Annotated in this window: 9 protein-coding genes; 2 read left to right on the top strand and 7 right to left on the bottom strand. The window is 59.8% G+C overall.

What is annotated here, in order from left to right:
* Nucleotides 1-614: 614 nt before the first annotated feature.
* Nucleotides 615-2006: a Fic family protein gene (locus ACYYKW_RS09490; RefSeq protein WP_464989979.1), complete on the top strand. Its 1392-nt coding sequence runs from the start codon at nt 615-617 to the stop codon at nt 2004-2006.
* Here ACYYKW_RS09490 and ACYYKW_RS09485 read toward each other — a convergent pair.
* The 3 genes from ACYYKW_RS09485 to plsB all read right to left on the bottom strand — a co-directional run bounded on the left by ACYYKW_RS09485 (nt 2003) and on the right by plsB (nt 5738).
* On the bottom strand, nt 2003-2692 hold the full coding sequence (locus ACYYKW_RS09485) for a DUF4197 domain-containing protein (protein WP_464989978.1): 690 nt from the start codon (nt 2690-2692) through the stop codon (nt 2003-2005). The two genes, ACYYKW_RS09490 and ACYYKW_RS09485, sit on opposite strands and share 4 nt — an antisense overlap.
* A 27-nt stretch (nt 2693-2719) precedes the next feature.
* Nucleotides 2720-3118 carry a YbaY family lipoprotein gene (locus ACYYKW_RS09480; protein WP_464989977.1) on the bottom strand — a complete coding sequence of 133 codons (399 nt, stop codon included), beginning with the start codon at nt 3116-3118 and terminating at the stop codon, nt 2720-2722.
* A 118-nt stretch (nt 3119-3236) separates the two neighbouring features.
* Complete coding sequence (gene plsB, locus ACYYKW_RS09475) at nt 3237-5738, bottom strand: glycerol-3-phosphate 1-O-acyltransferase PlsB (RefSeq protein WP_464989976.1); 2502 nt, start codon at nt 5736-5738, stop codon at nt 3237-3239.
* Nucleotides 5739-5976: 238 nt separating this feature from the next.
* Between plsB and ACYYKW_RS09470 the strand changes: the two genes are divergently transcribed.
* Nucleotides 5977-6186 carry a cold shock domain-containing protein gene (locus ACYYKW_RS09470; RefSeq protein ID WP_090281986.1) on the top strand — a complete coding sequence of 70 codons (210 nt, stop codon included), beginning with the start codon at nt 5977-5979 and terminating at the stop codon, nt 6184-6186.
* Nucleotides 6187-6274: 88 nt separating this feature from the next.
* Here the strand turns inward: ACYYKW_RS09470 and ACYYKW_RS09465 are convergent, their stop codons facing one another.
* The 4 genes from ACYYKW_RS09465 to ACYYKW_RS09450 form a co-directional block, all read right to left on the bottom strand.
* Nucleotides 6275-6652, bottom strand: coding sequence for a hypothetical protein (locus ACYYKW_RS09465; RefSeq protein ID WP_093104288.1), 378 nt, complete (start codon nt 6650-6652; stop codon nt 6275-6277).
* 76 nt (nt 6653-6728) lie between these two features.
* Nucleotides 6729-7538 (bottom strand): putative RNA methyltransferase, encoded by an 810-nt coding sequence (locus ACYYKW_RS09460; RefSeq protein WP_093104285.1) that lies wholly within the window; start codon nt 7536-7538, stop codon nt 6729-6731.
* Complete coding sequence (gene dapE, locus ACYYKW_RS09455; RefSeq protein ID WP_464989975.1) at nt 7538-8689, bottom strand: succinyl-diaminopimelate desuccinylase; 1152 nt, start codon at nt 8687-8689, stop codon at nt 7538-7540. The genes ACYYKW_RS09460 and dapE overlap by 1 nt, the downstream gene beginning before the upstream one ends.
* A 211-nt stretch (nt 8690-8900) precedes the next feature.
* Nucleotides 8901-11492 (bottom strand): glycosyltransferase, encoded by a 2592-nt coding sequence (locus ACYYKW_RS09450; RefSeq protein WP_464989974.1) that lies wholly within the window; start codon nt 11490-11492, stop codon nt 8901-8903.
* Nucleotides 11493-11634 lie beyond the last annotated feature (142 nt).

Raw genomic sequence — 11634 nt, 5'->3', positions numbered from 1 at the left:
CTTCCGCTGTGTCTGGCTGCGCCAGACGGTCGCTGCGCTCCCACGCCCGGATCAATCCCTGCGCTCAGCCTTCCGACGTCGCCGGTGACGCAAGATCAAAAGCACGCGAGCTAACGCTCATTGTTGAGTGGTTAGAGGCGGGTGGTTGGCTTTTGATCTGCGGTGCATCCGCCCCTCACCCCAGCCCTCTCCCGAGGGAGAGGGGGCCGATTTTGGTTGGATTCAAAATTTGCATTCGACTCGATATCGCATGCTGGCGCGCTTACTCCACACAACTCGGTCAGTCCCCTCTCCCTACGGGCGGTCCGACGTTTCGGGAGGGCTAGGGTGAGGGGCTTTTGATTTTTGACTGATTTCAAGCCTCAACCTTCAATGGCGGCGGCGACCAAGATCAGCAGCGAGATAAAAAGCAGGCGAGCTGGCACTCGGCCTGATGGTGGGCGCGGTTTTTGTGGGGGCTTGCCTGCAAGCGAAGGCGGCCGGGCAGCCGACGATTACTACTCTGCCATGCTCCCACCGTCCTACATCTTTTTCAGAAACCTCCGATCTTGAGCCTCTGCGCATCGAATGTTGTACTCCGGCTCCTGTTTTCCGCGATCCTTGAGTCTGTCCCGATGAAGAAGCCACCGAAATCAAGCGGCAGAACCGACCCTGTTTTCGATCTCTTGGCTCGTTCTCCCCACAAGGAGCGCTTGGCAGATTATCTTGCGTTGCTCAAACCATTTGATGATCAGGGTCGTTACCTGCCATTCGAGGCGCTGCGCTATCGCTGGGCTGCGGGGTTGGACGCGAATCTTTGTTGGGCTTTGGTGAAGAGGGCGCGGGCGGCGCAATACATCAATCTGTTGCCGTTGGGCGAGCCGTTGCAATGGAGCAAATATGTGCAGACGCCGCTGGCGCAGAAAACCCTGTCTGTCGTGGATCGTCATACCAGTACGGCTGCGCTGGACTACATGACCAGTCAGATCGGTGAGCGGATGCACTTTTCTTATCTGCTCAATGATCTGATCGAAGATGAAGCCATCGCCAGTAGCCAGTTGGAAGGCGCGGCCACCACCACACGGGTGGCCAAGGACATGCTCAAGCATCAGCGCCAGCCGCGCACCTCCGACGAGCGCATGGTGCTGGGTAATTACCGGATGATGAATTTTGCCTGGGAACAACGTCACGAACCCTTGAGCGTGGCGTTGATCGCCGCGATCCATCAGGTCGGTGTCGAAGGGATCGATGACGAGCAATATTCCCCCGGAGTTTTCCGAGCCAATGATGAAGTCGTTGTGCAGGACGGCGCGGGCAACACCGTGCATCGGCCGCCGCCTGCTGCGGGTTTGGTTGCGCGGCTGGAGAAACTGTCGAATTGGGTCAACCTGTCCGACGGCTCAACACTAGAGAAGAATTATCTGCATCCCCTGATCAAGGCAATCACGCTGCACTTTGCCTTGGGCTATGAACATCCCTTTCGTGATGGAAACGGGCGGGTCGCCAGGGCGTTGTTTTATTGGTTGATGTTCAAAAACGAGTTCGCAGCTTTTCGCTATATCGCGATCAGTTTGCTATTGCGCAACGCGCCGGTGAAATACGGACGATCTTATTTACACACCGAGGCGGATGAGCTGGACCTGACCTATTTCATCGAATTTCAGTGCTCGGTCATCCAGCGTGCGGTGCTTGGATTCACAGACGTTTACCGCAGAACTGTTGCCTATACCGAAGACTTCGAGCGCTGGCTCATCAGTTCAGGCTTTTTCGAGCAACTGACAGAGAAACAGCGTGCGGTTTATCAAGTGGCAAAAAGTGGAGTTGCAAAAGAATTCACTTCCAACAATGTGGCGGGAAACTTTGTCTGTTCGTATGCCGAGGCTGCTTCGGCATTAAAGGGACTGATTAAATTGCAGGTTTTCGAGCGAAGGAAGATGGGACGGGAATGGGTGTATTTTTTACGAAGCCCTCTACAAAAATGTAAGCACGGAGGCGCGTTGCTTCGCCCCCACGCCGTAACCGCTTAAAGCGTTCCAAACACCTTCTTCGCCAGACTCGTCGCCGCCGCTGCGGGATTCTGGCGCAACGTTTCTTCCTGTTTGCCAATCATCTCGAACAAACCATTGAGCGCCTGTTCAGTCACGTAGTTTTCGACGTTGGCGCTCTTCGCGTCGACCACGCCGAATGCGGCGGCCTGGCCGGCGAATGAGTTGTACTTCTGCGCGACGCCGACCTTGTCGGTGGCTTGTTTGACGATCGGCAGGAATTTGGTGCGGATCTGTTCGCGGCTGGATTTATCCAGGTATTGGGTGGCCGAGTCGTTGCCGCCGCTGAGGATGCCTTTGGCGTCCGCCACGCTCATTTTCTTCACCGCGTCGACAAGGATTGGCTGGGCCTGGGTCACGGCGGATTCCGCGGCTTTGTTCATCGCGGTTTCCAGTTCTTCGACCTGGGCACCCATGCCGAAGGCTTTCATTTTGCTAGCGGCTTTGCCAAGTTTGCCTGGCAATTCGATCTTCACTTCAGGGTTGTTGCTGAAGCCACCGGGCGTGCCGAGTTGTTTGACGGCGATTTGTGCGCCTTGGGTCAGGGCATCCTTGAGGCCGCCGGCGGCGTCTTGTTGCGACAGGTCGCTGAGCGACAGGGCCAGGGCGTTGGCAGAGATCATCAGGCCGGTGCAGATGGCGGCGAAGCGAAGGGTAGGGCGGCGCATGGCGGCTTCCTTGTGGCGGAACATGAATTAGCGGACGGCGTCGACGCGGATTTTCAGCGGCTGCGGGTCGCTGCCGTCGAGTTGCACGGCGTGGTTTTCGGTGGTGATGAACATCAGTTCACCATTGACCTCGATGCGCGCGCTGACCGAATAGCGATGGCCGGGTTTGACCTGCGCCGGATCGTAGCTCAAGTGGAACGGCAGCGGCACCTGACCTTTGACGGGGCCTTTCTGTTGGTCGAGGACCACGGCGGGTGCATCAGCCAGCGAAACATCCTGCAGGCTGACGCTCAATGTCGCGCTCGGCGGCAGGGCGATGCGTTGCAGGTAAAACACTTCGCCGTCGAGGCCGACTTTGCCGGCCGGGGTGGTGGATTGGCAGGCGCTGAGTAGCGTGGCGGCGGCAATGGTCAGCAATTTTTTCATGGGTAAATTTCCTTTCAATGTGGGAGCGAGCCTGCTCGCGAAAGCGGTGGTTCAGTCAAAAACTCCAGTGACTGAACGACCGTTTTCGCGAGCAGGCTCGCTCCTACAGGGATTTGCGTCAGGCCTGCGGCAATGCGGGGACCAGGTCCGCCGCATCTTCACTGCGATGCAGCGCAACCTGGCGGATCGACAAACGAATCTCCGCCGGCAGTACGCGTTTCGCCGCGCCTTCGGCGAGTTCGCCCAGCAGTTCGTGATAGCTGAGCTTGCCGGCTTCGTCGCGGCGCAGCACGTCGAGGTCGAGCATCGTCTGGATGAAGTGACGGAACAGGCTCTTGTCGAAGAACTCTGGCGCATTGAGTCCATGCAGGATCGACAGGCGCTGGGCCATGACCGTGCACAGGTCTTCCAGTTCTTCGGCGCTGATGCTTTTCTGGCCGCTGTTGAGCAGCAGGGACACGGTCATGTAGAAACGCTGCAAGGTCTGCGCGATGCTTTTCGACAGCAGCGTCAGCAACACGAAATGTCGCGAACTCGGCGCCGGGCGCAGGTACAGGTCCTTCTCGAAACGCAGCAGGCCTTGCTCGACAAACGCTTCCAGCCATTGATCGACCACACCGTCCAGCTCATCCAGCGTCCAGCGAATGAACAGCTCCGATTGCAAGTACGGATACAGCGCGCGGGTGTAGCGCAGAATCTGCTCGCGGCTCATGCGCGAAGTGCTCTGGAAGAAGCTCGCCAGCAGCGATGGCAGGGCGAAGATGTGCAACACGTTGTTGCGGTAGTAGGTCATCAGGACGGCATTCTGTTCGTCCAGATAAAGAATCTTGCCCAGCGCATCGTTCTGCTCGGCGAGCAGGTCCATGTCCTTCACATGCTCGATCAGCGCGCGGCCATCGCCTTCAGGCAGGGTGGTGTGCGGCGAGTACGGGACTTTGCGCAGCAGCGCCAGGTACAGATCCAGCACCCGCGCCATGGCGCGATCATCCAGCGCCAGACGCGTGGTCGAGAGCAACGCCAGCGCTACCAGATTGACCGGGTTGATCGCTGCGGCTTCGTTGAGATGCCGGGCGACTTTTTCGCCGAGGCGGTTAGTGGTTTCGTTAAGCCACGCCGGTTTGAACTGCGGACCGAGTTGCTGCTGGCGCCAGTCCGGTTGCTCGGCGTCGAGGAATTCGGCGAGTTTGATCGGCTCACCGAAGTTCACCGCGACCTGGCCGAAGCGCTGCTTGAGCGCGCCGATGACTTTGAAGATGTCGAAAATCGATTCTTTCTTCTTGCTTGCCCCCCGCAGTTCGCCGAGGTAAGTGCGACCTTCAAGCACGCGCTCATAGCCGATGTACACCGGCACAAACACGATCGGCATGCGTGACGAGCGCAGGAAGCTGCGCAGGGTGATCGCGAGCATGCCGGTTTTCGGCTGCAGCATGCGCCCGGTGCGCGAGCGGCCGCCTTCGACGAAGTATTCGACCGGGAAACCTTTGGTAAACAGCGTGTGCAAGTATTCGTTGAACACCGAGGTGTACAGCGGGTTGCCCTTGAACGTTCGGCGCATGAAAAACGCGCCGCCACGGCGCAGCAGGCTGCCGATCACCGGCATGTTGAGGTTGATCCCGGCGGCGATGTGCGGCGGGGTCAGGCCGTTGCGGAACAGCAGATACGACAGCAGCAGATAGTCGATGTGGCTGCGGTGGCACGGCACGTAGATCACTTCGTGACCCTGAGCGACCTCTTGCACGCCTTCGATGTGGTTGACCTTGATGCCGTCGTAGATCTTGTTCCAGAACCAGCTCAGTACCACTTCCAGGAAGCGGATCGCCGTGTAGGTGTAGTCCGAAGCGATCTCGTTGCCGTAGCGCAGGGCCTGAGCCTTGGCTTTTTCCGCGGAGATGTTTTCGCGCTCGGCTTCGTCGAGGATCGCTTGCTTGACCAGCGGCTGATTGAGCAAGCCTTTGACCAGATTGCGCCGGTGGGAAATGTCCGGGCCGATCACCGCCGCTTTCAGGTTGCGGAAGTGCACACGCAGAATCCGCTGCGCCATGCGCACGGTGCGTTCATGGCCCTTGTTGTGATCGATCAGCTCGCGCAGGTGGATCGGTGCGGAGAATTGCACGCGGGTTTTGCGGCCCAGGACAATGATGCTCAGCAAGCGCCGCAGACGGCCCGTGACCGCCCAGCTGTCGGCGAACAACAACTTCCACGGACTGTTTTCGCTGTCCGGCGATTGGCCCCAGAACACGCTGACCGGAATGATCTGCGCATCTTCGGCGGCGTTTTGCGACAGCGCGCTGACCAGTCGGGTCAAGGTCGGCGGCGCGCCGCGTTTGTCTTGACGACCGAGCCAGTCCGGGTCCGGGGTCAGGTAGAAAAACGCTGCCGGCTCGATCAGCGCACCCACCGACACGGCCAGCACCGGACGCGGCAGGCCGGCCTTGGTGCACTCGGTGTCGACCACGGCCAGATCGGTCAGCGAAGGGTTTTGCAGGACGTAGAACACCGGACGACTGCGGTCGAGGTTGAGGGTGAACGACGACTGATTGATCGTCTCCGAGCGAACCCAGAGGTACAACAGTCGGCGCAGGGTGCCAAACACAAGACGGCGGAACGGGGAACGGGTCATACGGCTTCTGCGTGAGTGAATAAAACCGAGCGGTTGCTCAAGTGGGCGACAGTTTGCCGTATTGGGTGAAAATCGGCAAAAAAGCACCGAAGTAATCTCCTGTTGAGAGTTTTTCCACCTGTCATATACTCGGCGCTCTGTTGCCGGTGCCCTTTGATGGACGTCGGACGCAGGCTGACGTTCCGCTGAGGCTTTCCTGCGAAAAGCCCGTTCAATAATAAAAAAGGAGTACGAACAGATGGCAACACGCGAAACCGGCAATGTGAAGTGGTTCAACGACGCCAAGGGCTACGGCTTCATTCAGCGCGAAGACGGGGCGGACGTGTTTGTACACTACCGCGCGATTCGCGGCGAAGGGCACCGGTCGCTGACTGAAGGCCAGCAGGTTGAATACGCCGTGATCAGCGGCGAGAAGGGCTTGCAGGCGGAAGACGTCATAGGCCTTTAAAAGCAGCTTCGAGCGGTAAGCTACAAGCTGCAAGTCAAAGCAGTTCGGCTTGAACTTGCAGCTTGCAGCTCGTAACTTGCAGCTGCTTCTAAGCCGTTTTCCAGGTGATTTCTTCTTCACCATCAGCGCTGATGCGAATCCAGCGATCGGCCGTCTCTTCACCTTCCTCTTCAACCCACGTCCCCGGTGCGCAGCGCACTTCGACGTTCAGCGCGGCAAAGGCTGCACGGGCGCAGGCGATGTCGTCGTCCCATGGGGTCTGGTCACTTTCCAGGTACAGGCTGTTCCACTTGCCCACGGCTTTCGGCAGCCAGGTCACCGGGATGGTGCCGGCCTTGCACTTGTAAGTCTGACCTTTCTGCACCCAGTCGCTGCACGGGCCCAGCGCGGCGCCGAGCCAGGCGGAAATGGCCTTGTGGTCGACGTCGGCGTCTTTCAGGTAAATCTCGATATCCGGTTGGCGCATGGATGTCCTCACTGCGGGTCTGAAAAAATCCATTCGCGGATTTAGCCGGCCCCGGGCACTCGCCCGGAACCAAAAGTTATTGAACAACGAAATAATCGTAGCGCATCGACACGGTGGTCTCGAACGGCTCGGCCTGTTCGATCACCGCCGCGCGACGCTCGGCACTGGCGCGCCAGCCGTGAGGTGTCATCGCCAACAGGTTGGCGCGATCCTCGGGCTTGTCCAGCGTCAGTTTGAATTCCAGCGTTTCACTGTGCGCCAGCGCCATGCCTTCGGGCACCAGGGCCAAATGCTTGTCATCGGTGTATTCGCGCACTTCGTCATACAGGCGTTCGCGCAGCTCCATCAGATGGCCGCGGGTCGGGCCGACTTTCATCAGGCCTCCGCCCACGCTCAGCAGACGCTTGGCCTCATCCCAGTCCAGCGGACTGAAGACGCTGGCGAGAAACTGGCAACTGCCCGACGCCAACGGCACGCGCGCCATGCTGGCGATCAACCAGCTGATTGCCGGATTACGCTTGCAGGCGCGTTTGACCGCCTCGCGGGAGATATCCAGCGCGTAACCGTCAGCGTTCGGCAAGGCCTCGGCGATTTGCGCAGTGTAGTAACCCTCGCCACAGCCGATGTCGACCCAGCGATCCGGCGCATAACCGGCCGCCAGTTCGGCCAGACGCCTGGCCACCGGTGCGTAATGCCCGGCGTTCAAAAAGTCGCGGCGCGCCTCGACCATCGCCTGATTGTCGCCTGGATCACGGCTGTTCTTGTGCTGCACCGGCAACAGGTTCAGGTAACCCTGGCGCGCACGGTCGAAGCGGTGCCCGGCGGGGCAGGCAACGCCGTTATCCACCGCGTTGAGCGGTTCACTGCAGAGGGGGCAAGCGAGCATCAGGCGAGCAACTTGATCAGGGTCTGGTAGTAGATCTCGGTCAGCACATCGAGGTCCGCCGCCAGTACGCGCTCGTTGACCTGGTGAATGGTCGCGTTGACCGGGCCCAGTTCAACCACTTGCGTGCCCATGGTCGCGATGAAACGGCCATCGGAAGTACCGCCGCTGGTGGACGCCTTGGTTTCGCGCCCGGTGATGGTCTTGATGCTCGCCGACACCGCATCGAGCAGTGCGCCAGGTTCAGTGAGGAACGGCAAACCGGACAGCGCCCAGTCGATGTGCCAGTCCAGATCGTGCCTGTCGAGGATATCGGCGACGCGTTTCTGCAGGCCTTCAACAGTCGATTCGGTAGAGAAGCGGAAGTTGAACACCGCCACCAGATCGCCCGGAATCACATTAGTCGCGCCGGTGCCGGAATTGACGTTGGAAATCTGGAAACTGGTCGGCGGGAAGAAATCGTTGCCGTGATCCCAATGCTCGGCGGCAAGTTCCGCCAGTGCCGGGGCGGCGAGGTGGATCGGGTTTTTCGCCAGATGCGGATAGGCGACGTGCCCCTGAATACCCTTGACCGTGAGTTTTGCGCCGAGCGAGCCGCGGCGGCCATTCTTGACCACGTCGCCGACCAGCGTGGTGCTCGACGGTTCGCCGACGATGCACCAGTCCAGACGTTCATTACGTGCAGCGAGACGCTCGACCACCGCTTTGGTGCCGTGGTGCGCCGGGCCTTCTTCGTCGCTGGTGATCAGGAACGCGACCTTGCCCTTGTGGTTCGGGTAATCGGCGACGAAGCGCTCGGCGGCAACGGTCATCGACGCCAGGCTGCCTTTCATGTCTGCCGCGCCACGGCCGCAGAGCATGCCGTGTTCGTCGATCACCGCGTTGAACGGGTCGATCTGCCACGCGCTGACCGGGCCGGTCGGTACCACGTCGGTATGGCCGGCGAAGCACAGCACCGGGCCTTCACCGTTGCCGTGGGTAGCCCAGAAGTTATCCACATCTTCGATGCGCATCGGCTCAAGCGTGAAACCGGCATCGCCCAGGCGCTGCATCATCTGCTTCTGGCAATCGGCGTCGACCGGCGTCACAGACGGGCGGCGGATCAGGTCGATGGCGAGCTGGAGGGTCGGCGAAAGGTCGGCGTGGGCCGTCATGGAAAACTCCGGAATCATGAATGTGGGCACGGACTAAATGTGGGAGCCAGCCTGCTGGCGATGACGGTGTGTCAGTCAAATCAACGGTGATGTTTCCACCGCTATCGCCAGCAGGCTGGCTCCCACAGGAATCAGGATAGCCCCGCAAAATGGCGGTTATCTTAAAGCAAAACGGCGACCATTGGCCGCCGTTTAGTGCATCGGTGCCGATTTAGACGACCGGTGCCGGTTCCTGCGCTGCGGCAGGTTTGGGCAGCGACGACAGGAACGCCATGATCAGCGCCGCCAGATACGGCAGCGATTGCACCAGCAGCATCACCACCCAGAAGCGCATGTCATTGCTCGGCATGCCGTTGACCAGAAAGATCCCCAGCGCCGCGCCCCACAACAGCAGCATGATGAACACTTCTTCGCGCGCCTCGGAAATCGCCACCCAGAAACCATGGTTGTCGGCGTTTTTCGGCGTGCGGAAGAACGGAATGCTGGTGGTGAAGAAGCCGTACAGCACCGCTTTGGCGATGGTGTGCGACAACGCCAGCCCGGCCAGCGCCGCGCAGAACGCATCCTTGAGGTTGACGCCGACGGCGCGACGATAAAGGAAGATGATCTTGCCGACCTTGAACACGAACAGCGCCAGCGGCGGGATCGCGAAAATTAACAGCGGCGGATCGACCCGTTGCGGCACGATGATCATCGCCGCCGACCACAGCAGCGCACCGACGGTAAAGAAGATGTTCATGCCGTCAGCGACCCATGGCAGCCAGCCGGCGAGGAAGTGGTAGCGCTGGCCGCGGGTCAGCTCGGTGTCCTTGCCGCGCAGCAGGCTGGCGGTGTGGCGCTTGATGATCTGGATCGCGCCATAGGCCCAGCGGAAACGCTGTTTCTTGAAGTCGATAAACGTATCCGGCATCAGGCCTTTGCCGTAACTGTCGTGGTAATACGCCGCCGACAAGCCTTTTTCGAACACGCGCAGACCCAGTTCGGCGTCTTCACAAATGCACCAGTCGGCCCAGCCCAATTCTTCCAGGACCGAACGGCGGGTCATGGTCATGGTGCCGTGCTGAATGATCGCGTCGCGGTCGTTGCGGGTGACCATGCCGATATGGAAGAAGCCTTTGTATTCGGCGTAACAGAGCTTCTTGAAAGTGCTTTCGTTCTGGTCGCGATAATCCTGCGGCGACTGCACCACAGCAATTTTCGGATCAGCGAAGTGCGGCACCATGTGCTTGAGCCAGTTCGGATGCACGCAATAATCGGAGTCGATTACCGCGATCACTTCGGCGTCCCTGGCGGTGTGCGGAATCAGGTAGTTCAGCGCGCCACCCTTGAACCCGGCCAGCGGTGCAACGTGGAAAAACCTGAAGCGCGGGCCGAGGGTCGCGCAGTAGTCGCGCACCGGCTCCCAGACCGCCGGGTCCTTGGTGTTGTTGTCGATGATCAGCACTTCATAGTCGGGATAGTCGAGCGCGGCGAGGGCGTCGAGGGTCTGTTTGACCATCTCCGGCGGCTCGTTGTAGCACGGCACATGGATCGAGACTTTCGGGCGATAGCTGGAGTCGCCGACCACCGGCAGGAATTCACGCCGACGCTTGTGAATCCACACTGCTTCGGCCAGTTCATGGGCTTCGGTCAGTAATACGATGAATACCCCGAGGGCACCCAGCGCCAGGAGGAAACCCACTGTCAGGCTGAACCACGTGCTGTATTGCTGGCTGTAGTCGTAGCCGATGTACACCAGCACCGAACCGCAAAGGAACGCGATAAAGGTCAGGAACGTGCGACCGCGCTGGCGCAGGGCCGAGCCGTCGATCATCAGCAGGGTCAGCGACAACAGGGCCAGCACCACCGAGCCGATGGCCAGCACCCGCCACTGCGGGATCGCGACGACCGGGCCTTCGAAATTGAATTTCTGCTGACGCGCTGCGTTGAACACGCCCCAGTAGGCGCCGACCGAGCCTTCGTCGCTGGCCTTCCACGGCTGATCAAACGCCTCGATCACGAAGTAGTTGAAGCCCTGACGGTTAAGCTTGTTGACCAGCGTACGCAGGTAGATGGCCTGATCGGCCGGCGACGCATCGGCACCACCGCGCATGCGACCGTTGCTCGGCCAGCCAACTTCGGAGAGCAGCAGTGGCTTTTTCGGGAACAGCTTCTTCAGGTCGCGCGCGCGGTCGAAGACGAACTGGCCGGCCTTGTCGACCGGAATGAATTCCCAGTACGGCAGAACGTGGGCGGCGATCAGGTCAACGTGTTTGGCCAATTGTGGGTATTTCTCCCAGATGTGCCATTGCTCGGACGTCGTTACCGGCACTTTGACCGCAGCACGCACCCGATCCAGCAGAACGATCAGCGCTTCGGGAGTGATTTCTTCACGGAACAGCGCCTCGTTGCCGACCACCACGCGCACCACGCTGCGCGAAGTGTTGGCCAGTTCGATGGCTTTGGCGATTTCTCGTTCGTTGCGTTCCTGGTCGGGGCTGATCCAGATACCGAGGGTTACGCGCAAGCCGAACTCTTCAGCCAGTTTTGGAATGTCGCCCAACGAGCCGTCGACCGAGTAGATGCGGATGTTGTCCGTCAGCTTGCTCATGATTTCCAGATCGCGGCGCATTTCGTCGTCAGTCGGGTACTGATCTTTCTGTGGGAATTGTCCCTGCTGGAATGGCGAATAAGAGAAACCAGAGATCTGCTCCGGCCAGTTCGGCGCTGACACCGGGCGGTTGATCAACGCCCAGAAACCGCTGAAAAGCGCAGCGATGGCCAGCACGACCACCAGGTTGAGTCCAAATTTACGCGATGACATAGCTATTTCGGGTTCCAAAGGCTGTGGAACGAAGGATCGGTCGGATAGACGCCCGAGGGGCGCGCATCCTACACCGGCGCTTCACCAGTCGTACAACTGACGGGAAAATGCCTGACATTGGGCAGTCGTCTCTGACTTAAGT

This window comes from Pseudomonas sp. 15C, from assembly GCF_055484735.1.
The sequence above is the reverse complement of the archived record's forward strand: the minus strand, read 5'-3'. Positions and strand labels throughout refer to the sequence as shown.

What these genes read in the sequence shown, in the direction of transcription:
- ACYYKW_RS09465 (WP_093104288.1), bottom strand. Translation starts at nt 6,652, where the DNA reads ATGCGCCAACCGGATATCGAGATTTACCTGAAAGACGCCGACGTCGAC.
- ACYYKW_RS09490 (WP_464989979.1), top strand. Translation starts at nt 615, where the DNA reads ATGAAGAAGCCACCGAAATCAAGCGGCAGAACCGACCCTGTTTTCGAT.
- plsB (WP_464989976.1), bottom strand. Translation starts at nt 5,738, where the DNA reads ATGACCCGTTCCCCGTTCCGCCGTCTTGTGTTTGGCACCCTGCGCCGA.
- dapE (WP_464989975.1), bottom strand. Translation starts at nt 8,689, where the DNA reads ATGACGGCCCACGCCGACCTTTCGCCGACCCTCCAGCTCGCCATCGAC.
- ACYYKW_RS09460 (WP_093104285.1), bottom strand. Translation starts at nt 7,538, where the DNA reads ATGCTCGCTTGCCCCCTCTGCAGTGAACCGCTCAACGCGGTGGATAAC.
- ACYYKW_RS09450 (WP_464989974.1), bottom strand. Translation starts at nt 11,492, where the DNA reads ATGTCATCGCGTAAATTTGGACTCAACCTGGTGGTCGTGCTGGCCATC.
- ACYYKW_RS09485 (WP_464989978.1), bottom strand. Translation starts at nt 2,692, where the DNA reads ATGCGCCGCCCTACCCTTCGCTTCGCCGCCATCTGCACCGGCCTGATG.
- ACYYKW_RS09480 (WP_464989977.1), bottom strand. Translation starts at nt 3,118, where the DNA reads ATGAAAAAATTGCTGACCATTGCCGCCGCCACGCTACTCAGCGCCTGC.
- ACYYKW_RS09470 (WP_090281986.1), top strand. Translation starts at nt 5,977, where the DNA reads ATGGCAACACGCGAAACCGGCAATGTGAAGTGGTTCAACGACGCCAAG.